Origin of the sequence: Serratia rhizosphaerae (assembly GCF_009817885.1) — a bacterium.
Classification (GTDB): domain Bacteria; phylum Pseudomonadota; class Gammaproteobacteria; order Enterobacterales; family Enterobacteriaceae; genus Serratia_B; species Serratia_B rhizosphaerae.
Genome location: NZ_CP041764.1, coordinates 169,256 through 190,191, shown reverse-complemented (window position 1 = coordinate 190,191; position 20,936 = coordinate 169,256). Strand labels below are relative to the sequence as shown.

Annotated in this window: 19 protein-coding genes and 1 tRNA gene; 10 read left to right on the top strand and 10 right to left on the bottom strand. The window is 51.2% G+C overall.

Translation table 11 applies throughout. The features are described 5' to 3' along the window. The first annotated feature begins 1 nt into the window (after position 1). On the top strand, positions 2-1,042 hold the full coding sequence (locus FO014_RS00985; protein ID WP_160027117.1) for a contractile injection system protein, VgrG/Pvc8 family: 1,041 nt from the start codon (positions 2-4) through the stop codon (positions 1,040-1,042). Beyond that, a complete protein-coding gene (locus tag FO014_RS24145; protein WP_201282903.1) occupies positions 1,043-2,734 on the top strand; it encodes a prophage tail fiber N-terminal domain-containing protein in 1,692 nt (563 codons plus the stop codon). Positions 2,735-3,299: 565 nt separating this feature from the next. On the opposite strand, the gene FO014_RS00975 is transcribed toward FO014_RS24145, so the two are convergent. From FO014_RS00975 to FO014_RS00950, 6 genes are all read right to left on the bottom strand, one after another. Further along, entirely contained in the window at positions 3,300-4,118 is an 819-nt protein-coding gene (locus tag FO014_RS00975) for a glycosyltransferase family 2 protein (RefSeq protein ID WP_160027115.1), read from the bottom strand. Between the two features lie 861 nt (positions 4,119-4,979). Then, positions 4,980-5,612, bottom strand: a complete 633-nt coding sequence (locus tag FO014_RS00970; protein WP_160027113.1) for an ORF6N domain-containing protein — start codon at positions 5,610-5,612, stop codon at positions 4,980-4,982. A 292-nt stretch (positions 5,613-5,904) separates the two neighbouring features. Then, positions 5,905-6,543 (bottom strand): ORF6N domain-containing protein, encoded by a 639-nt coding sequence (locus FO014_RS00965; protein WP_160027111.1) that lies wholly within the window; start codon positions 6,541-6,543, stop codon positions 5,905-5,907. A 1,002-nt stretch (positions 6,544-7,545) separates the two neighbouring features. Beyond that, on the bottom strand, positions 7,546-7,761 hold the full coding sequence (locus FO014_RS00960; RefSeq protein ID WP_160027109.1) for a hypothetical protein: 216 nt from the start codon (positions 7,759-7,761) through the stop codon (positions 7,546-7,548). Positions 7,762-9,046: 1,285 nt separating this feature from the next. Next, the gene (locus tag FO014_RS00955) at positions 9,047-9,418 is read right to left on the bottom strand and encodes a hypothetical protein (RefSeq protein ID WP_160027107.1); all 372 of its coding nucleotides are present in this window, start codon (positions 9,416-9,418) and stop codon (positions 9,047-9,049) included. A 45-nt stretch (positions 9,419-9,463) separates the two neighbouring features. After that, complete coding sequence (locus FO014_RS00950) at positions 9,464-9,808, bottom strand: hypothetical protein (protein WP_160027105.1); 345 nt, start codon at positions 9,806-9,808, stop codon at positions 9,464-9,466. A gap of 249 nt (positions 9,809-10,057) precedes the next feature. Between FO014_RS00950 and FO014_RS00945 the strand changes: the two genes are divergently transcribed. Together FO014_RS00945 and FO014_RS00940 are read left to right on the top strand one after the other, a co-directional pair. After that, positions 10,058-10,861, top strand: coding sequence for a nucleotidyltransferase domain-containing protein (locus FO014_RS00945; RefSeq protein ID WP_160031316.1), 804 nt, complete (start codon positions 10,058-10,060; stop codon positions 10,859-10,861). Positions 10,862-11,273: 412 nt separating this feature from the next. After that, positions 11,274-12,314, top strand: a complete 1,041-nt coding sequence (locus FO014_RS00940) for a LacI family DNA-binding transcriptional regulator (RefSeq protein WP_160027103.1) — start codon at positions 11,274-11,276, stop codon at positions 12,312-12,314. A 32-nt stretch (positions 12,315-12,346) separates the two neighbouring features. Here the strand turns inward: FO014_RS00940 and hemB are convergent, their stop codons facing one another. Continuing rightward, positions 12,347-13,315, bottom strand: a complete 969-nt coding sequence (hemB, locus tag FO014_RS00935) for a porphobilinogen synthase (RefSeq protein WP_201282902.1) — start codon at positions 13,313-13,315, stop codon at positions 12,347-12,349. A gap of 191 nt (positions 13,316-13,506) precedes the next feature. Continuing rightward, positions 13,507-13,725 (bottom strand): hypothetical protein, encoded by a 219-nt coding sequence (locus tag FO014_RS00930; protein ID WP_160027101.1) that lies wholly within the window; start codon positions 13,723-13,725, stop codon positions 13,507-13,509. Positions 13,726-14,105: 380 nt separating this feature from the next. On the opposite strand from FO014_RS00930, the gene FO014_RS00925 reads away from it, so the two are divergent. Then, a complete protein-coding gene (locus FO014_RS00925) occupies positions 14,106-14,378 on the top strand; it encodes a hypothetical protein (protein ID WP_246168046.1) in 273 nt (90 codons plus the stop codon). A 140-nt stretch (positions 14,379-14,518) separates the two neighbouring features. Here FO014_RS00925 and proP read toward each other — a convergent pair whose 3' ends face one another. Beyond that, positions 14,519-16,042, bottom strand: coding sequence for a glycine betaine/L-proline transporter ProP (gene proP, locus FO014_RS00920; RefSeq protein WP_160027099.1), 1,524 nt, complete (start codon positions 16,040-16,042; stop codon positions 14,519-14,521). Between the two features lie 363 nt (positions 16,043-16,405). Here proP and FO014_RS00915 point away from each other — a divergent pair, with 363 nt between their 5' ends. From FO014_RS00915 to FO014_RS24140, 5 genes are all read left to right on the top strand, one after another. Beyond that, positions 16,406-17,020 (top strand): V-type ATP synthase subunit I domain-containing protein, encoded by a 615-nt coding sequence (locus FO014_RS00915; protein WP_160027097.1) that lies wholly within the window; start codon positions 16,406-16,408, stop codon positions 17,018-17,020. 158 nt (positions 17,021-17,178) lie between these two features. Then, positions 17,179-17,274 (top strand) — tRNA-OTHER (locus tag FO014_RS00910). Between the two features lie 176 nt (positions 17,275-17,450). Beyond that, positions 17,451-17,750 (top strand): hypothetical protein, encoded by a 300-nt coding sequence (locus FO014_RS00905; protein ID WP_160027095.1) that lies wholly within the window; start codon positions 17,451-17,453, stop codon positions 17,748-17,750. A 122-nt stretch (positions 17,751-17,872) separates the two neighbouring features. Next, the gene (locus FO014_RS00900) at positions 17,873-18,376 is read left to right on the top strand and encodes a YlaC family protein (RefSeq protein WP_160031313.1); all 504 of its coding nucleotides are present in this window, start codon (positions 17,873-17,875) and stop codon (positions 18,374-18,376) included. A 69-nt stretch (positions 18,377-18,445) separates the two neighbouring features. Continuing rightward, positions 18,446-18,577: a hypothetical protein gene (locus FO014_RS24140; RefSeq protein ID WP_015671916.1), complete on the top strand. Its 132-nt coding sequence runs from the start codon at positions 18,446-18,448 to the stop codon at positions 18,575-18,577. 469 nt (positions 18,578-19,046) lie between these two features. On the opposite strand, the gene FO014_RS00895 is transcribed toward FO014_RS24140, so the two are convergent. Beyond that, entirely contained in the window at positions 19,047-20,768 is a 1,722-nt protein-coding gene (locus tag FO014_RS00895) for a potassium/proton antiporter (RefSeq protein WP_160027093.1), read from the bottom strand. Positions 20,769-20,936 lie beyond the last annotated feature (168 nt).

Below are 20,936 nucleotides of genomic sequence, written 5' to 3'. Positions count from 1 at the left end.
CATGGCCTATATCGATTCCGGCAATATGCCCTGGCAGCCCAACTTCTCCCTGTCTGTTGAAGGCGAGGATATTACCGACATCGTACGTGAGAACCTGGTCAACCTGACCCTGAAGGATCATGGCGCCGGCTCGAAAAAAAGTGATGAAATCACTTTCAGCGTGGTCTCTGCCACCCTGAAGCTGCCGGCTAAAGGCGTCAAGATTTCAGTGGCGCTGGGGTTTGGTGGTGAGCTGGTGAACAAGGGGACATTCGTGGTGGATGCGCGCAGCTCCGGGCAGGCGTCCGGCGGGCAACGTATTGTGGAAATCACCGCCAGGGCATTTTCGAAGACCAACGAACGCGGGCACAGCACGCTGCAGTCGCAGAAAACCCGCTCGTTTTCCGGTATCACCCTGGGCGATTTCATGCTCACTGTTGCCTCTGAGCACGGACTGACAGCGCGGGTCGACAGCCGGCTGGTGAATGTCCCGGTGGAGCATATCGATCAGCTGGGTGAGAGCGACATGAATCTTGTTACGCGCATTGCCGGCGAATGTGGCGCCGTCAGTAAAATCACCCACGACTATTGGGTACTGTCCCCCCGCGATTCAGACACCACCATCAGCGGCAAACCCTTGCCGGTCCGAACCCTCACCCCCGACATGTGTGAGCAATGGCGTTATCACGACAACAGCGATCACCCTGATGTCAGTGCGAAGGGGAGCGGCACCATGATCATCCCGTACATCGATAGTGCCGATGGCGGGAAGCAGAAGACGTTGACGGTGGGAAGTGGAGAGCCTGTCTTTCATTATCCCGCTCCGCAGCCCTCCCTGAAGGATGCACAGTATGTTGCCGGCGGCAGCACCAAACATGTGGAAAAAAAGCTCAGGGGCATGTCCCTGACCCTGACGGGTACCCCGGCGCTGATGGGGATGACGGCGGAGGGAAAAATCACCACGGAAGGATTTGGCAGTGTTGAAGATCGGGACTGGAAAATCAGCCGTGTTGAGTTCCGGCTGCAGTCGAAAGGATTGATTATCAGTGTGGAGCTTGAGTGAATGGCCATTATCACGGGAATTTTTAACGATCCGTTCGGCATGCCGCTGCCGGATGTGGTCATCCAGCTGACGGCAAGAAAAACCACGTCAGTGAGCATTACCGGTACAAACGCGGCCGCGGTGACGGCGACGGACGGAAGCTATGCCATGTCGGTGATGCCGGGCGTTTATGCGGTTGCCGCCACAATAAACAATGCCCCGGACTACCTGGGTATTATCCAGGTTTACGCCGACAGCCCGGACGGCACGCTCAATCAGTACCTGGCGGAATTCAATCCGGACGATGCGACACCGCAAGCGCTGCGCGAGATGCAGTTGCTGTTGCTGGAAGCGGAGCTGGCGGCGGCCAGCGCGAGGGCGTCAGCGAAAACGGCGGCGGAATATGCGCTCATTCCCCGCGGGGCATTTTGTGGTGATGTGACTTACCAGAAAAATGACCTGGTCGAATATGCCGGCAGTGAATACCTGGCCACGGAGGATGTAGAGGGCATCGAGCCGCCGGCGGTGCCATGGCAGTTGTTTCTCTCGGCAGGGGCTGAGGGTGAGTGTGGTGCGCAGGGGGATACTGGTCCGCAGGGCCCCAAAGGCGATACCGGCAGTACCGGACCACAAGGGGAAACAGGACCGCAGGGACCCAAGGGCGATACGGGAGCGACGGGCCCACAGGGAGAAACTGGGGAAACCGGCCCGACAGGGGAACGGGGCGCCGTGGGGCCGGTCGGGCCTCAGGGTGACACAGGTCCACAGGGGTCGAAGGGCGATACCGGGTCCACGGGAGCAACCGGTGACTCGGCATACCAGGTATGGCTGGATGCTGGGAACGTGGGCACGGAAGATGACTATCTGGCCAGTCTGCAGGGTGAGAGGGGACCGCCAGGTCCGAAAGGTGGTACCGGTGCGCAGGGACCCAAAGGCGATGTCGGTGAGACGGGTGAAACAGGTGCTGTAGGGCCTGCCGGTCCCCAGGGTGACACTGGCCCTCAGGGGCCGAAGGGTGACACCGGGCCGGAAGGTCCGCCAGGGCCGCAGGGAGAGCAGGGGATCCAGGGGGAAATCGGACCTCAAGGTCCCTCTGGTGCACCACCTAACACGCTGACGGTCGGTACGGTGAGCACGCTGGGTCCTGGCGAAGATGCCACCGTAGAGATTACTGGTGATGCCCCCAACCAAACGATTAATTTTGGCATTCCGCAAGGCAATGACGGTGCTGTTGGACTTCCCCATGTAGGCGACCCGGGCTCTACAGCGCTGATGCAGGTCATTAATGGTGAAAACTCCGCGGAGGCCGGTGGTACGTGGGCTGGCTCCAGGTTGTCTTACGCGGGATTGTTGCCTGATGGCTCAGTCTATGTATCGGGCATACAAGTCGCTGGTACCTGGGCTATATGGGGGATTTTAGCGTCAGCTGAAGTTGCGGAGACAACGGTTACAGTCATGGCCCGTACTGACGGCACCACCTTACTGACACCCACGGTAATGCTTGAGAGCGCCAGGCTGGCAGCGAATGTGCGAAATTGCCAGTACTGCTATCCGGGCGTAACGGCAGCTTTTGATTGCGAGATATTAGTCAATGGCCAGTGGCATCCATTTACTGCCATGGCATCAGACCGCACCTCGTATGGGCCGATTATTTATCGGAACGCGGAGGCGGGGATGTACGGTGAGATTATGCCGTATCAGGAAACAGAGTGAGGAAGGCGGGGTGCTGGAACATTCACTCCCTGAAAAGCTACCCCGCCATATTGGGTGACGAAAGCAACACGGTCTCGTTCATGCCACTGCCGCTTTACCGTGATGCCTTCGTCATTGATTTGGGTGGCAGGGTGAGGACGAACATGAAGCAGGGCACGACTGCAACCATGTTCTCGCGCTTGAACCTCACCTCGCCATAATTCGAAAAAAACGCCCTACGGAAACCGAGGGCGAAAAAACGGATATGGAGATACATCATGCAAACATCTGGGAATGTGCAGCGACATAGTGGTTTTTTTGGGGGAGGATTTCAGCTATTTTTGTGTTTAATTTTGGATTTTTCGAGTGAGGCTAGTTAGAGAATGGTTATAGCCACTACCCCCCACCAAAAAAGAAAGCATGCTCCAAAAACAGTTAACCAAGCCTTACCGCGATAACTCATTATTTCTCTTTATCTCATAATTGGGTGGCGTAAGCCACTCGGCTAGTTGCCACTGCCCGTTTCCGTGATGTACCCGTCACTGTATGAGTGACAGGGTGAGGGAAAATATATATTAGAATTAAATTAACTTTCAAAATGATTTTTTCGCCTGATTGTTCGTTTTTTCATGGTGTATTCACTGGCTGATTTATTCTGCTGCTCGCTGCACCATGCTCTGAAGTATTTCAAGAAACTGTATGCTGTTGCATAAAAACCAGTGATGATACCAACCCAGCCTTCCTTCCAAGAACCACTAAATAGATACCATTTAAAAAAAGCACCGATGGCGCTTGCTATTCCCCGAGCGATAGATGGACGAAACTGTCTGTATTTCACGGCTCGACGTGTGTAATTATTCAACTTGTTAAAAACCTCATCTATCGAATGAAAGGTATCGTGATGGACACTCCCTGGAATCAAGGCTGTTTCAGCTATACTACCCTCGACTGCATCATCTACTGGTGAATCATTAAAGCGCGCGACAGTGCGATTGAAAAGGCGGATTGGATAGTCGGGTGAAGATACGGGGTAGATAGTCCTAACTGGTTTGCCTAAAACAAACCAGATTCTCTTTATCCTGTACGCTTGGTTTTCCAATGGGGATGATAATTTAAATTTGGTAATGGCTTTTACCGTTGTCTCATCCATTATTTCGTCGCTATCTAAACATAGAATCCAATCATGTCGGGCCAGTCCTATTGCAAAGTTCATTTGTCTCCCATGAGTTTCGAAGGGGTGTGATTTAGGATGGATAGAAAAATCTCGACAAATTGATAATGTAGAGTCAGTGCTTCCGGAGTCAACAATAATCAGCTCATCTGCAATTTGTAATGCTGGCGGGAGCACCTTTCGCAGTAAGCGTTCAGAGTTGTGGGTCAAGATGCATACGGAGATTGAAGGCATAATTTTCTCTTTGTGACTTTCACAGTAAGTGATCTTAAATTGCATGTTTGGGTTTTTTATTCAATTCATCGTCATTGTGTGGGTGGGTGGAGGGAGGCCGAACATGAAAAGCAAGACCGCTGTAACAATTAGCGTATTTACAATATATAAGAAATGAAGGCAACACGGCTTCATCCTACTATCGGTTCGAAAAAAAAGCGCCCTACGGAAGCCGAGGGCGAAACAACGGGTTGTGAATACATCGTGCACAAATCGGGGTATGTGCAGTGGAATAGTAGTTTTTATGGGGGGGGATTTCAGCTGCTTTTGTGTTTATTTTTGGATTTTCTTGGGTTGAGTAACATCATCATGTTTTATAAGCGGTGCGCTACCACTTATCTTTGGTTTTTTTTTACATTAGTGATTGATTGCGTTGGCTGATTTTTTGATTAAGCATGTTGAACTTATTAAAAGGAGGTTGATATGAAAAAATACTCTCTTGTATTGGCGGTTTTATCTTTCTTTGTCTTCTTTCTATGTATGATTTTTCTGTTTTATAAAATAACCATAATTGTTTAGGCTGTCTGTTTTTTGACCTGAGAACGGTAATGGACTGCACTCATCGGGTGAACGGGTTACCAAATGTGACACCGTTAACCAAACGGTGGTGACGCATTGCAAAAAAAAAGCCGCCTCACGGAGATAGCGAGGCGGAAAAGTTAGGGATTTACTATGACTCACAAGCATTCTGCACTTGTGTTGATACTATCCACAGGATTAACAAACCACACACTGATTTGTTAAGAGCAACATTAAACTTTTAGGAGATTATTTTCACTTCTTGATTGGTTTAATTTTGTACTGTTCGCGAAAGGCTTACAGTCAGTCGGATCTCTTTTTCAAATTCTGATATTGCTTCTGCCAGTGTTCGTGTGCTTTTCTCGTCTGTGTGGCCATCTCCTGTAGCTCATTGAGAGTGAGTTTGCCGACGTCATCGCAGGAAACGACGACATAACCAGCGCGTCTGACGTGTTCAAGGCAGGAGTCGGGCGTTATGACGATTTCGCCAGGAACGAGAAGGCGGCTGTTGACTGGTAGGTCGTTTTCGAAATAAGTGATGGTGGCGTAGGGTTTTGGGGAGGGTGGTGCTGGAGGATTTTTTTGTTGGTTGAAGTAATGATCCTCGAGTTTTTCGAAAACCTCCCATGCCTGATCGGTTTCGAGCATTTTTGCGTGTCGGGCGGCGCCGCGTTCTGTCCAGAGCGTTAAGGCGCGAACATTACCAGCGATCGGATTTTGAGAGTCTCTTAAAGATACTCTCAACTTTGCAAGTTCTTCGCCTTTTACCAAAAAATAGTGTTTACCTTCGATGAAGCGATTTTTGTTGCGGCTGAAATTATTACGAAGACGCAGCGGCTCAGCACCGTATAAACATGCTAATAGTTCGGTTGTGATCACAGGTGTGTTTTGATGAACGGTCAACGAAATTGTTTCTGCGGAGATTTGAGTTGTCATAATGACGCCCTCAGGTGATTAGGTTTTTGATCACCACCGTCAGGTTCCAATCATTGGGTGGTGAGACGTACAGGGTTGGAACTACCGGATCACCGACCGGCGAGCCTTTCGGCTCCCCTGCACGCCCCACCATTGATGCGTAGATGTAGCAATGCAAACGACAATAAAAAACACGCTCGCGGCGTGTCTATGTCGCGGTGAAAATCCGGGGTTCCAATCCCGGCACCAGATTTTGCTGGTGCCGGGCGAGTATCAGAAATTTTTTTCACGTTGTCAATTATTGGTGAAAAGCTTACAGCCTGTCGGATCTCTTTTTCAAATTCTGATATTGCTTCTGCCAGTGTTCGCGTCCTTTTCTCGTCTGTGTGGCCATTTCCTGCAGTTCATTGAGAGTGAGTTTGCCGACGTCATCGCCGGAAACGACGACATAGCCAGCGCGTCTGACGTGTTCAAGGCAGGAGTCGGGCGTTATGACGATTTCGCCAGGAACGAGAAGGCGGCTGTTGACTGGTAGGTTGTTTTCGAAATAAGTGATGGTGGCATAGGGTTTTGGGGAGAGGGGGGCTGGAGGATTTTTTTGTTGGTTGAAGTAATGATCCTCGAGTTTTTCGAAAACCTCCCATGCCTGATCGGTTTCGAGCATTTTTGCGTGTCGGGCGGCGCCGCGTTCTGTCCAGAGGATGAGGGAGCGTGTTTTGGAGGATACGGGATTTTGTGAGTAGTTTAAAGCTACTCGCAAACTTTTTAGCTCATCACCGACCACTTTGAAGAAGTGCTTACCTTCAACGAAACGGGCTTTATTCTCATTATGGTTTTGGCGGACACGCACAGGGTCTGTACCATACAGCTGTGCTAACAATTCTGTTGTGATCACAGGTATGTTTTGATGAACGGTCAATGAAATGGTTTCTGCAGAAACTTGAGTTACCATGGGATATTCCTTTTGTGTTTTAGTTTACAGTCACCATTTAGTAGATGGTGACCGGGTGTCAACTAGAGCCACAAAAGACGCTCCGGGCATATTCCCCTTGCGGGTGTTGTATTAACGCCTCTCCACCCGGCCTTTGTTCGGATGTATTTACGCCGTATTGCAGGCATAAAAAAGCCGCAAAGCTATCGGGTGCGGAATGACCGCTTTTGTGTTCTAGTGCGAACAGTATCCGGTAGTCATTCAGCATTTGTCAATCTTTGTTGACTGATTCGGGGTGGCGACCTAGACAGAGGTTAACCTTACCGGTACACCACCGGCGGATCTTTCGATCCCCTCCGCCTGAGCCGCCATAGGCGTGTTCAGACGTGCGACATAAAAAACACGCTCGCGGCGTGTCATTTTGTCGCGGTGTAATCGGCAGGAGGCTAATCCCGGCACCAGATTTTGCTGGTGCAGCGCGAGTATTAGAAATTTTATTCACGTTGTCAATTTGTCTGTTTCTTTTCCTAATATTGGTTCAGCAACCCCGCACAGCGCCTAGCTTAACCATTTGGGGCTTATTAGGATAAAGTACCACAAATGTTTGAAGTTCCATGCCTACACGCGGGGTTTAAAATCCCTCGGCTTATGGCTGTGCGGGTTCAAGTCCCGCCCCGGGTACCATGGGAAACATCAGAATAATCAAAGCAATAAGCAGTGTCGTAAGCCGCCGAAAGGCGGTTTTTTTGTGCCTGAAAAACGTCGAACGATGGCAGGATGCGGAACGAAAAGAGTTAGCCGGTTCAACAAATGATTTTCGTATTGGCATCAGGCGTTGTGTTGACTCCTCTCCTTATGCAGGGGGCCGAACGTTGCGAGCCATTGACATATTGCCGCCGTTCAGGTTGAAGGACTCATGTAAGTATCCGACATGGCCGTTCCATTCGCATTGATACCTCCCCACACCTTTTATGGGCAGGGCACTTAAAAAGTATGTAGGACGTTACAGCATTGGCAGTACAGTTATCGGTTTATCTTTCTTATCAGCGCCGAGAGGCACTGTGCTACCAAGCTTGCGGCAAAGCCGAGAATGCCGATAAATGCGATATACAGGCCAGCACCAAAAGCTAATGGCATCTCGCCACTATCCGTGCTGCTGGGGAACTCCACGCTGAGAATAGACATGCCGAGCCCGATGATAAACACGATGCAGCACAGGGAGTAGTAAAGCCTGGTCATGTGGTCCCTTAGATTAGCGAGTGCAGTGCTGCTCAACCTGTCATATTTGACGGGATTGTCAACTTATCTTGCTGTCATCTGTTTTCATATCGATAGGCTGCGCTACAAAACAGCACAACATCAGGAAGACGCCGCTGGATAGCGTCTTTGACTTTCACGCATTCCGATCTGGTCGGGTAAACCGTTTCAGAAGCCAATAGCGCGTCGCACGCATCATAGCCGCAAGGGCTGACCAACAGAACAAACCCGAGTAGGGTGCCAGTCATTGCTGATACTCCAAGTTGGATTATGGAGATTTTGAGCGATTGGTTGGGTTGTAACAACTATAATTTTGGTTGTTTTGTTCTCTGAGGCCTCATTTTACATGAAAGGTCCCGGGTTGGGGAGGATCGGACAGGTTAATTATTCCTGGCCGGAGAAGAAGAATAGGATGAAATGATTTAGCGTTTTTCATTAAGGAGGATAGGGACATCCCCCCCTGCAAAAAATATTATGTTCTTGCGAGCGTTAGCGCGTAGGGCACTCTTTAAATAGTCTGGCAATATACATTCTATTATAAGTATTATGAATGTAACCAGTTTTTATATTATAGGTTTGGTAATGGCAGTACACAAAAGACGCATTTGAGCTTATATATGCCAGGCGGGTTTTAACTGCCGGGGCGGCGGGAGCGGCGGACCATTTGGCCGCACTGGAAAATCCCGATATTCCTATAATTGCTGCGGTTAAGAGACATAATGTGATTTTTTTCATAATAATTCCCTATAAATAAATCACTTCAAATGGCTTTGTTGGTTTTAATTGATTCTAGTTAACCATGTGGTTAAAGATTACACATTATAGTCGGGGTGTCATATGTCAACACATTAATGTTTTATCGTTGATAAAATGATTTATCTTTTTATTTTTTAGATTACTCTTATTTTTATTGAGATTATTTTATGAGGTGGAAAAATAAATAATAGCTGTGAATATATGACGTTTTAGATGCCCGCCTTAAATGATGGCTATTATTTTCCCGTTCGTGAAATGAGCATGGGTAGACATGGTTTCGAGATGGGTGCCGTTAACCATATCATCAGCGTGGGTATGGGCGAAAAAAATCCCCTCGCAATCGGAGGGGAAGGCATCAATACCAGGGAAAATCTTTCACTGACGATGATACGAGAGTCTATATTTTCAAATTTGATTTATATCAATGAATTCGTTGCGAAAATGCATTGGCATAATGAAGTTTTATGCATCATAACGTGTTGAATATGTGGTGTTCCTGAACTACGGCACGCTAGTGATAGCGCGGCAATTTGATGGCATGGGTCGTAAACGTGTCTATATCTTCGCAGACGACGGGTTTATCGCGGTTGGCATAAAAAAAGATATGCAGGTGCTTCTCCGGCAAGTAGACAAGATCGTCGCCATTGCGGAAACTGATCGCCCGAAAAGGCGAGCCTTCTGCGGTTTTATTGCGCTTCACGCCCGCAGCGACCTGGAAGTGGCGCTCAGCCCATTCCAGCGTAGTCAGGCCATAGTTAAAGCGTGTGACGGTCATCATGGCCCGTTCTGGGCAGTTCAGACGTAATACGCTGGCGGCATGCCCCGAAGAGGGCTGCAGTATATAAATCAGGCAAGCCATGATGACATTCGCTGTTTTTAACACGTTTCCTCCGGGATAAACTAAAGAATTGCGTGGCGGCATGCAGGATCAGCCGTGTGGATGCGCATCTCTCTGATAAGGCGTCACCGTATGGTTGGGCTCAATCACTTTGCTGAAGAAGGCATCGGGATCGACACTGAACTTGAAGCGTTGAAACCGGGTATAGGCCAGGCGCTCAATATCATAGGCTTGCCCATCTTTGATCACGGTAACCGTGTTCCCCGTTTTTTCATCAGCACATAGTTGAACGGCCGTGATATGTTTGCCCGTCAAGCGGGTGAACTGGCATTGGGGATCGGGCGTGAAGGGGGCGCTTTCCTCCCTGGCGCAGGCAGAGAGTGCGGAGGAGAGAAAGATGCAGGTGAGTATCAGCGTCGTTTTGCTACGCGGCATGGCCGAAAATCCTTCTGTATTGTCGGTTATTGGATAAAGGATATAAAAATCAATAAGAAATAACGAACTTCATGATAAAGGCTCCCTGAGTCTATATCATGCTGTGCGTTTGTTCTGGACAGACCACGCAACAGATGCAGGCGCGTGAACGCCGACGGCATTTTTTGCTTCCGGTTTACCTTTCCTGTAATACAGTTATGGTTACCACGGGTTTTCTCTCACTGAGGCAGAGTGCCTCTCCGGAAGATGATGATGGCTGTCGATCATAACGGATATATCGCCACGCTCGGCGCGTTCAGTGTTCAACCTGAATTTACCTGTGTGGTTGATGATGCTGTACGCCAGTTGACGGAGACGCTGGACGGCGTTATCCATAGCATCTACGTATATGGCAGTGTTGCACGGGGAGAGGCGGCAGTGGGGACGTCCGATCTGGATCTTTGCATCATTTTTCATCGTCCGCTGTTGTCGGTGCAGAACGTCACGTTGGCGTCTGTTCGTGCAAGGCTTGAGAAGGCGCATCCCGTTGTCAGCAAGGTGGATTTTGACTGCGGTATCCTGTCAGAGGTATTGGCGGCAGAGTACCGGCACAGTTGGGGTTACTGGCTAAAACATCATTGTTGTTGTGTGTATGGTGCGGATCTGGCCGGGCAATTTCCTCGTTTTAAGCCTTCACGGGCCATCGCCGTGGCGTTGAACGGGGACTATATCAACGTGTTGAACGACTATATCGCACGTATTGAACATGAGGGGGATGTTAATCAACGCGCACGCTTACGGCAGTCGGCGGCGAAGAAACTGATCCGCGCCACAAGTTTGTTTCGCGGTGAGCGTGATAGCGACTGGTCGGATACGCTTGAAGAGCATGCGATAAGGTTTATCCGTCAATACCCGGCGCTAACGGATGAGATCAATCACTTCCTTGAGCAAAGTAAAAAAACAGCAGGGCGAGACAGTGAATTTATCGCTCGGCTACGGACGGTAATGAGGCAACTGGCTCAGTTAGAAAATGAGGGAGATGCTCAACGTAGTGACATGATGCATAACAATTAAGGGCTGCCAGCATTGATCACTGAGCCGATATATATACGTTTGATGTGACCCGCCTTTCGGGATTCCGCTCTTCAGGGACGCAGTCCTTTTTGCCGGGGGGCATGGAACATAGCGTACGACGGGTTGGGGTTGCTTGTGATCAAATATTGGGATAATTCCCATTGATTTTATATATCAATTTGTAATGAGTGATGTTATGTTACCGTTCGTCGTACAAAGTATGACAGGGAATGTCAGCAACCTTACTCCATTGGTTCTTTGTACGACGATTTAATTATTCCCGTCAAAAATGGTTTACCTTTCCCAAGCAGCCTTGAGAATAACATGCCCGGCGGCATGAACTCATCGGCTGGTCATCACTTTAGCCGATGAGGTATAATTTTCGCTTCCTGCCATGGGTTCAAGTGGTTTCATGTCTTCTTCAATTAAAAACAGCGTCAAGCGTCCGACACTTTCCGACGTCGCTGAATTGGCCGGCGTTTCGCTGGGCAGTGCCTCACGGGCCCTGTCGATTCCCGACAGGGTTAAACCTGCGACGCTGCAGCGCGTTCGTGCCGCCGTCGAGCAATTGGGTTACGTGAGCAACGGGGCTGCACGGGCGCTGGCTTCCCGACGCACCTATACCATCGGCGCCGTATTCCCGACGATGTACAACCAGGCCTTTGTCGATGCCTTACAGACCTTGCAGTCAACGCTGTGGTCGATGAATTATCAGGTTATTTTAGCGACGCATGAATATCAGGCCGAGCATGAGTTTGATGTAATCAAAACATTAGTGGAACGTGGCGTTGAGGGTATCGTTCTCGTGGGCTCTACGCATGAAGAACGGGTTTATGAGCTGTTGCGCCAGCGCCAGCTGCCGCTGGTTCTCACCTGGCAGCGCGATGAGCCGCCCTATGGCGTCAGCATCGGTTTTGATAACTGGTGTGCGACGTATCGGATGGCGCAGGAGGTGATCGCCCTTGGTCACAGGAAGATTGCCGTGGTCTGCGGCAGCCAGGCGAACAATAACAGAAGCCGCCAGCGCGTTGACGGTATTGTTCAGGCGATGAAAGAGCGCCGGTTACGGTTAGACGAGTCGCGGATAGTTGAAGCTCCGTTCACTATTGACGGCGGACGAGAGGCTGCCCGGCGGCTATTGGCCGATGGCAAACCGCCGACGGCTATTCTGTGCATGACAGATGTGCAGGCGCTGGGCGTCCTTGATGAGCTGGAGCGGGCGGGCTGGCGCGTGCCGCAGGACGTTTCGGTCACCGGGATGGATAACATTGAGTTTTCTGCGTTGGCGCAGCCCGCATTAACGACCATTGACGTACCGTCGCGCGATATCGGCGCGCTGGCCGCCCGGCGCATCATCAGTATGGTAGAGCAAACGACGTTTACCGAAAGTGCCGAACTGGCGTGCTCCCTGGTTTTTCGCCAGAGTCTCGGCGTACCGAGAACGGGAGAATAACGGCGGGGCCGGGGGCCGCGCCGTTATCAGGCTTACAGGCCCTGCTGGGCTAAATCGGCGGCGAAGTAAGAGAAGATAAAGTCTGCGCCGGCACGTTTGATGGACGACAGCGACTCGCGCACCACCTGGGCTTCATCGATCGCACCCGCGGCGGCGGCGAATTTAATCATCGCGTACTCCCCGCTGACCTGATAGGCCGCAACCGGCAGCGTGCTGGCGTTGCGGATATCGCGGATAACATCGAGATAATAGCTGGCCGGTTTGACCATCAGCGCGTCAGCGCCTTCGGCCTCGTCAATCAGCGACTCGCGCAGCGCTTCCCGACGGTTCATCGGGTTCATCTGGTAGGTTTTACGGTCGCCTTTCAGTTCGCTGCCGCCGGCTTCGCGGAACGGTCCGTACAGGGAAGAGGCGAACTTGGTGGAGTAGGAGATAATGCCGGTATTGCTGAAGCCGGCTGCGTCCAACGCCTGACGGATGGCCTGAACCTGGCCGTCGGCGGCGGCAGAAGGGGCGATAAAGTCCGCGCCGGCCTGCGCTGCGGCCACCGCCTGTTTTTGCAGATTCAGCAGCGTTGCATCATTGTCGACGGTGTGGTTGTGGACTACGCCACAGTGACCGTGGGTGGTGTATTCACAAAAACAGGTGTCTGACATCAGGATCATTTCCGGCACGGTATCTTTGCAGATACGCGCCATACGTGACACCAGGCCATTTTCGTGCCAGGTATCGCTGCCGGTGTCGTCTTTATGGTGAGATACCCCAAACGTCATGATGCTGCGAATGCCGCTTTTTGCGTATTTCTCCAGCTCGAAAGCCAGCCTGGATTCAGGAATGCGTTTGATACCCGGCAGCGCGTTCAGCTCCAGATATTCCGAGGTATCTTCCTCAACGAAGATAGGTAACACCAGGTCGGACAGACGCAGTTCATCTTCCTGGAACAGGGAACGGCGCGCCTCGGAACTTCTCAGGCGGCGCAGGCGGGTTGGCAGGGAATTCATAATAACCTCTTTGTGAAGCGCTTTATCACATGCAGGAAGCATGCGGTGATGATGGTGGGAAAATAAATGAAGCGCTTCAATTTTTCAAGTCAGGCCGCATTTTTTGACTGTTTCACGCTGCTGCTGGGGAATTATCAGGAAGGCGATCGGAAAGGAACAACGCCCCGGGCGGGGCGAAGGGATAAAAGGGCTCAGAACGGAAAGCTGGCCACTTTAGGCATGCTAGGGTTGCTCATGGCAATGATAAAATTATCATTGTCTTTGATGATATTAGCGCCTTTTTCACGGCATATCATCGTCAGTTCTGACACATCGTCAGCGCTGACCGCATAATCGAGTTTGATGCGTTTTGCTTTCCCTGTCGAGATGGCAACTTTAGCTTCTTTCTTGCTTTTAACGGTAATCGACATAATAACCTTTTATTTCATATTGTTAAAAGTAATGGTTTACCAAGTCGGCAGTAGCAAGCTAGCTTTCTGGATGTCCATAGGCAAGATAAAATGACTAATCTGCTAAAAAAACGTGAACTTTGTCTCATTTATAATATTTAAAATGCGAAACATTGGCATGAAGCTTGCGCATAGGGGAGTGCGATTGCCGTAATAATTAAAATTCATTGTTTTTATTGTGGTTAAATATAATGGCCAAGCACAAGGGTGCGAAAAATCTTAAACATAAGCCTCCGGGGTTTATAGACTTGCCGTTTGCTAGGAAAACTCTTATTGTTCGACTATGTGAGTGAAATATTGCCCTTTATTATCCTGTTGTAATTGCTGGATAATACTACCTATTGCAGGATAGTTCAGCAGCGCTTGGTTTGAGAGAATATTTAACAATGGTTGATTACAGTCTGTACGGAATGCCACAAGATAATGCAAAGATCTACCGGGATAAATTGATGGTTATTTACGGTGAAAGCGTGTTGCATTTAATTTCGTCACAACGCACGGTAAATAAAGATAACATCATGAAGTATCTGGTGCGTGAAATTGAGCGGCAGCCGGAAGATATTCAAAAATATTACCGTGTTGCTCTGGAGACCGTTGGTGTTCATGCGCGTTAAAGTGCAATAAGCATTGCAAAGAAAGAATATTTTTTTCCTTATTTTACACGCTCGGCGGAGTCTATTTTTTTTGTTTGGTGATGGGCGACGACTGACGTAAAAAAACCACCCCGGATGGGGTGGTTTTTTGTTGGCTTTAATTAGTCCAGCTTTGGATGCTGATCGATCAACGCCTGTTTCCTTTTCTCCAGCGCTTTGATCTGCTCTTCCAGATCGTCAATCTCATCGCTGATGTTTTCCACCTTTTGCTCGATATTATCGTAGGTTTCCTGCAACAGCTCTTTGGCCTCGGAGCGGTCAGAAGCGGCCGGCGTGGCGCCGCGCAGCGGTTTGTTGGCGGTTTCTTTCATATACAGACCGGTCAGCAGGCCGATAACGGCCACCACCATCAGGTAGTAGGCCGGCATATACAGATTGCCGCTGGATTCTACCAGCCAGGCAGCAATGGTTGGCGTTGCGCCGGCCACCAAGACGGAGATGTTGAACGAAATGGCCAGTGCGCTGTAGCGGATATGCGTCGGGAACATCGCCGGCAAGGTTGAGGCCATTACCCCGGTAAAGGAGTTAAGCAGCACCGCCAGAACCAGCAGACCGACAAAAATCAGGCCAATCACGTTACTGTTGATCAGCATAAAGCAGGGGATGGCCAGTAATATCAGGCCAATGCTGCCGCCGATAACAAACGGTTTGCGGCCGATACGGTCGCTGGTCAGGCCGATCACCGGCTGTACAAACAGCATGCCGATCATGATGGCGATGATAATCAGGACGCCGTGGCTTTCCGAATAGTGCAGGTTATGCGACAGATAACTCGGCATATAGGTCAGCAGCATGTAATAGGTGACGTTGGTGGCGATCACCAGCCCCACACACACCAGCAGGCTGCGCCATTGCTTGGTTGCGATCTCTTTAAAGGAAGCGCGCGGCGGATTCTGCAGCGCATCGCGGTCGCCCTGTTCCATTTTGTCGACGTGCTGCTGGAACGCCGGGGTTTCTTCCAGTGCATGACGCAGGTACAGGCCGATGATGCCCAGCGGCGCCGCGAGGAAGAAGGGCAGACGCCAGCCCCAGTCGAGGAACTTGGCTTCGCCGACAATGCTGGAAATCAGCACCACGACGCCGGCGCCAAGCACGAAACCGGCGATAGAGCCGAAATCGAGCCAGCTGCCCATAAAGCCGCGTTTGCGGTCCGGTGAATATTCGGCGACGAAGATGGCCGCGCCGGAATATTCACCACCCACCGAGAAGCCCTGTGCCAGTTTGGCCAGCAGCAGCAGGATCGGCGCCCAGATGCCGATGCTGGCATAGGACGGGATCAGCCCGATACAGAAGGTGCTGATCGCCATAATAATGATGGTGACGGAAAGTACCTTTTGGCGGCCGAACTTATCGCCCATGGCGCCAAAGAACACGCCGCCCAACGGACGTACCAGGAACGGTACCGAAAAGGTCGCCAGCGCGGCGATCATCTGCACGCCGGGAGAGGCGCCGGGAAAGAACACTTGTCCAAGGGCATAGGCAACAAAGCCGTAAACCCCGAAATCAAACCACTCCATCGCGTTACCGAGCGCGGCGGCGGTAATGGCTTTTTTCAGCTTGCTGTCGTCAATAATGGTTATGTCGTTAATATGTAGCGGTTTATGTCGTTTTCTTCTTAGCTTCATAGCATCATCCCTTACAATATTGAGTTGAACGTGAATCAACCGTTCCCGTTCACGTTTTTCTGCCCAGACATTAACTCTTCTAATTTTAGTGTGCCATTGGCACTTTGGAGTCCCTCAATCATTAAACTGACTATTTTGTTGAAATTTGACCTACTTTCCCCATTGATATGTCACTTGTGTGATTAATAAAAATCCATATATAGCTTAACGTTATATGTGATGGGGATCAAATCTAGCAATTTTGTTTATCAATACGGACGTATAAATAATTACGCAACATCGGCAGCAAGCGCATGAATAGCCAAGGTAAAAGAGGTTACGGCAGGTAACATACACCGCGTGAATATAATAACGGAAGTGACTATGCAGTACCGTACTAACCTCAATATTATTGTAAAAAAACTCTCTTTCTTTCTGCTCTATTCAGCAACGCTAGCCGTGCTGATGGGGCTGATTTTTATTGATGTTTATTGGCTACACAACTTTGTCTATGAAATGTCGTTGACGGAGCTGATGCAGGAAATATTCCTTGCCGCCATTGCGCTGGGCTTCTTTGTCTCCGCACGCCGTCATGCCGAGCATCGTGCTGCCAGGTTATTGATTGGCGGTTTCTTCCTGTGCATGTTGATTCGCGAGCTGGATTTTGCATTTGATTATCTGCACCACGGCGCCTGGGTGTGGTTTGCTCTGCTGACTGCGGTGCTGTGCCTGGGATATGCGATCCGCCATGCGGCTTCGGCGCTGCATGGCCTGGCCCATTTCTTTAGCCATCCGAGCTACGGCATGATGTGCGCCGGCTTACTGTGTATCCTGGTGTTTTCCCGCCTGTTCGGCATGCACCTGTTATGGGAAGGGCTGCTGCTGGATGGCTATAACCGGGTAGTAAAAAATATGGTGGAAGAGGGCTGTGAATTGGTCGGCTATGCGTTCTGTCTGTTTGCCACCTGCCAGTATCTGGCGAAACCCCGCCAGGCCTAGCGTCGTTTGCGCTAGTTACAGCCTTGATGGTTGCTAAGCGAATCGTTGTGCTAACGTCGCCGTCTTGCTGAGATTTATCTGTAAAATCATCTTCTGCCAGTGATTTATCTTGTACCCATGGCGACGTTATGGATAATGTCGCCCAAGCATAAGGGAGTGCGCTATTAACTCAGTTGGCAGAGTGATTGGTTTTAACATGCTTTAATTGGCTACAAAATTGATAGACGCGGGTTCGAGTCCTGCATAGCGCGCCAACTCTCCGGCCTTTGGTGGCCAGCGTAAAGCATGCCCGGGTTGATGTGCACTATCGACTCCTCGTTGGGATTTCCGGGTGTGCTTTACCCTGTCTGTCCGTCCATTTTTTTCACGTATCGATCCTTTGCTAGACTGTTATTAAGACAGCCTTTCTGTCTGATAACCGGAGGTCGCTATGTCTGAATCCGCTCAACTGCAAGAACTGATGCAACGTATCGCTGTGCTGGAAGCTCGGGAGAAGGCGCTGACTGCGGAATCCAATGCTTACCAGGCGATCCTGACGACCCTGTTGGGCAATCTGGATAAATCGCTGCGTGATAATGTCATCGGCATGATCGATCGCGCCCATGAAATTGCCTATGCACGCGCGATCCAACGCGGCAACGCCGCGCAACAGGACAGGATCAAACAGGCGGATGACGTTGCGCAGCGGATGTTTATGTTTGCTCAGGGCAAAGCCTCGCAGCCGCGTTAGCTCCGCCTATAACAGTTGCCGGTTTTTAATTGCTTAACTGCTATACCCGGGAAAACTGTACTTGTGTTAGCGTGAAGGGTAACGATTGATAGCCATTTTGCTCTCAGGCTAAGGCGGTAATGATGGACGCGATAAAACACATTCTGGTGAAAGAGATCGAGCTGATCAACCAGCGGGAAGGGCGGGATGGCAAGCCGCGTTTTAACAGCGAATTTGCCCGTAATCACCGCTATCTGTGTCTGGCGATGTTCGCCGGCTATTTCGCCGTGATCGCCGTGATGTATCCGGTGCCCTATTTGGGGCTTGGGGCGCTGCTTGGCTTTACCGCCTTTGTGCTGTTTATGTTTGCCATGCTGCTGATGGAGATCAAGCCCGTGTATCGCTTTGAAGATATCGGCGTGCTTGATTTACGCGTCTGTTATAACGGCGAGTGGTACTTTACCCGTGCACTCCCGTCCCATGCGGTGGCTGAATTGCTGGCGGAACCGTCGATCAACCCGCAGTTGCAGGCGCGCATACGCGAAATTTTAGCCCATAAGGGCGAGGTCGATTTCTACGATGTGTATGATTTGGCCTACGGTAAGAAGCTGCATACGCCCGCCGCGTCGGTCGCGTTGGCCAACTAAGGGTTGCGTCGGCACCGGGGTCGATTATACTCAGCGTTTGAGCCTGTAAAGAAGCATGAGGAAGTTGCAATGAGTGACGAGATTTTTGATTTTGATATTGACGCCGAACTCGCGAAAGCAGAAAAAAAAGCGGCGGAGAAGGCCAGTGAAGTGCCTGATATCCTTGAGGATGAAGCAGATTGCGAAGGCTGCAAAATTTAATCGCCATTGCCAATAAAAAAACCGCCGCGGCGGTTTTTTTTATTGGCTGCGATTTAGTCGAGGACAAACGCCCAGACCAGAAAAGCAATCACTGCGGTGAGGCAGAGCGCCGAAACGCTGAGCAACACCTTGCCTAAAATATCCTTGTCTTTCCCGTGCTGTGCCACGATAAATTATCCAACTATAAGTTTATGAACCAAATCGGCAACGCCCAGGTTCAAACCAACCAATGCTAATGCCAAGACCAGCATTGCAGAAACGAACTTTTTCCCGTTATTCACGCGATATCTATCCTATCGTTTTATCATTCTTTGCCGTGGAGGGTCGGGCCGACCGCTGTTGATTAAGAACTTACTTACGGGTAGAAGTTCCCCAGCGCGCTTGCCGGATAAGGCGATAGGGAAAGCGTGCTCATGCTCAGGCTAACGGGCGAGCAGCGGTGGCACGGGGGTGCCACCGGCGAAAGGATTTAATCGGCGTCGATTTTTACCCCGATCTTGCTGACGGCATTGCCGTCCATTTCCGCGATGGTCCAGGTTAAGCCGTCCCACTCCACCTGGTCGCCGACCACCGGCTCCCCGCCGATCATCTGTATCACGAACTGGCCCAGCGTTTGCTGTTCATCGATATCATCCTGCAGATTCAGCCCGTAAACCTGAGAGATATCGCTTAACCGCGCGTCCGACTGCAGAATGAAGTCGCCGAAGAAGCGTTCATCCAGCGTCACCGCCGGTGCCTGGCTAAACAGTTTGCCCAGCGCCGGTAAGTCATGCTCATGGCCGATAACGCACAGAATGTCCTGTTCACGCAGTCGCGTACTGCCGCTGGGGTGCAGCAGTTCTTTGCCGCGGAACAGAGCGGCGATGCGGGTGCCCTGGGGCATTTTCAGCTCGCGCAGCGCGGCGCCGACGCACCAGTTTTCTGCCGAGAGCTGGTAAACGAACTGCTCCCATTGGTTTTCAGGGTGGATATCCAACCCGACGCGGGAGATTGGCGCCAGCGCCGGCGGAACCACCACCTTGGCTTTTTTCGCCGCCAGCGTCAGCGTGGTGCCCTGCAGCAGCAGCGAGACCAGGACAACGAAAAAGGCCACGTTGAAGAACAGATGCGCATTGGGCAAGCCGGCCATCATCGGGAACACCGCCAGAATCACCGGCACCGCGCCGCGCAGCCCCACCCAGGAAATAAAGATGCGCTCACGCAGGGTGAAATTGCGAAACGGCAGCAGACCGACAAACACCGACACCGGGCGGGCAAACAGAATCATCCACAGCGAGAGCAGCAGCGCGGGGATGGCGATCGGCAGCAGGTTGCTCGGCGTCAGCAGTAGCCCCAGCACCAGGAACATGCCGATTTGGCTGAGCCAGGCCAGCCCGTCGAATGTTTGCACAATGCCGTGCCGGTTGCGGATAGGGCGGTTGCCCAGCATCAGCCCACAGAGGTACACCGCCAGAATGCCGCTGCCGTTGAGCGCAGTGGTCAGGGCGAAAATCAGAATGCCGCCGCTGACGGCCAGCAGAGGGTACAGTCCCTCCGGTAACTTTATGCGGTTGATCAACCCCAGCAGCAGCCAGCCGCCGCCGAGACCGAAGACGATGCCCATGCCGAACTGTTGCAGCAGATGCAGCAGGAAGCTCCAGCTGATCATGGTTTCGCCGGCGGAAATCATGGCGATCAGGGTAATGGTGAGGAACACGGCCATGGGATCGTTACTGCCGGACTCAATTTCCAGCGTGGAGCCGACGCGTTCGTTCAGGCCTTTCCCGCCAAGCAGTGAGAACACCGCGGCGGCATCGGTCGAACCGATAATGGCGCCAATCAGCAGTCCTTGGATCAGATCGATGTTAAACAGCCAGGCGGCGGCCAGGCCGGTCAGACCGGCGGTAATCACCACGCCGACGGTCGCCAGCGACAGCGCGGGCCATAAGGCCACGCGGAAGGAGCTGACGCGGGTACGCATGCCGCCATCCAGCAGAATGACGGCTAATGCCAGGTTACTGACCAGATAAGCGACCGGATAATTGTCGAAAGGGATGCCGCCGAGGCCGTCAACGCCGGCCAGCATGCCAATCGCAAGGAAAATAACCAGAATAGGGATGCCAAGGCGTGAAGAGAATGAACTGAGCAGGATACTGGCTCCTACCAACACAGCGCCAATGATAAACAGGTTGTTGATCGTGCTGGCATCCAAAATAACGTTCTCCTTTGGCGGGGTATGGCGGTACGCGGCTGCGTGCGGCAGCTTAATGATAGCCTGTTTTCAGGGTAAAACGCTAAGGATGATTGACGGTTGTTTGCACATTATTGCTTTTTTTTAGTAAAAGCCGGCTTAACGAGCCGAAACTGTGGTTATTCTACC

What these genes read in the sequence shown, in the direction of transcription:
- FO014_RS00985 (WP_160027117.1), top strand. Translation starts at nt 2, where the DNA reads ATGGCCTATATCGATTCCGGCAATATGCCCTGGCAGCCCAACTTCTCC.
- FO014_RS24145 (WP_201282903.1), top strand. Translation starts at nt 1,043, where the DNA reads ATGGCCATTATCACGGGAATTTTTAACGATCCGTTCGGCATGCCGCTG.
- FO014_RS00975 (WP_160027115.1), bottom strand. Translation starts at nt 4,118, where the DNA reads ATGCCTTCAATCTCCGTATGCATCTTGACCCACAACTCTGAACGCTTA.
- FO014_RS00970 (WP_160027113.1), bottom strand. Translation starts at nt 5,612, where the DNA reads ATGACAACTCAAATCTCCGCAGAAACAATTTCGTTGACCGTTCATCAA.
- FO014_RS00965 (WP_160027111.1), bottom strand. Translation starts at nt 6,543, where the DNA reads ATGGTAACTCAAGTTTCTGCAGAAACCATTTCATTGACCGTTCATCAA.
- FO014_RS00960 (WP_160027109.1), bottom strand. Translation starts at nt 7,761, where the DNA reads ATGACCAGGCTTTACTACTCCCTGTGCTGCATCGTGTTTATCATCGGG.
- FO014_RS00950 (WP_160027105.1), bottom strand. Translation starts at nt 9,808, where the DNA reads ATGCCGCGTAGCAAAACGACGCTGATACTCACCTGCATCTTTCTCTCC.
- FO014_RS00945 (WP_160031316.1), top strand. Translation starts at nt 10,058, where the DNA reads ATGATGGCTGTCGATCATAACGGATATATCGCCACGCTCGGCGCGTTC.
- FO014_RS00940 (WP_160027103.1), top strand. Translation starts at nt 11,274, where the DNA reads ATGTCTTCTTCAATTAAAAACAGCGTCAAGCGTCCGACACTTTCCGAC.
- hemB (WP_201282902.1), bottom strand. Translation starts at nt 13,315, where the DNA reads ATGAATTCCCTGCCAACCCGCCTGCGCCGCCTGAGAAGTTCCGAGGCG.
- FO014_RS00930 (WP_160027101.1), bottom strand. Translation starts at nt 13,725, where the DNA reads ATGTCGATTACCGTTAAAAGCAAGAAAGAAGCTAAAGTTGCCATCTCG.
- proP (WP_160027099.1), bottom strand. Translation starts at nt 16,042, where the DNA reads ATGAAGCTAAGAAGAAAACGACATAAACCGCTACATATTAACGACATA.
- FO014_RS00915 (WP_160027097.1), top strand. Translation starts at nt 16,406, where the DNA reads ATGCAGTACCGTACTAACCTCAATATTATTGTAAAAAAACTCTCTTTC.
- FO014_RS00905 (WP_160027095.1), top strand. Translation starts at nt 17,451, where the DNA reads ATGTCTGAATCCGCTCAACTGCAAGAACTGATGCAACGTATCGCTGTG.
- FO014_RS00900 (WP_160031313.1), top strand. Translation starts at nt 17,873, where the DNA reads ATGGACGCGATAAAACACATTCTGGTGAAAGAGATCGAGCTGATCAAC.
- FO014_RS24140 (WP_015671916.1), top strand. Translation starts at nt 18,446, where the DNA reads ATGAGTGACGAGATTTTTGATTTTGATATTGACGCCGAACTCGCGAAA.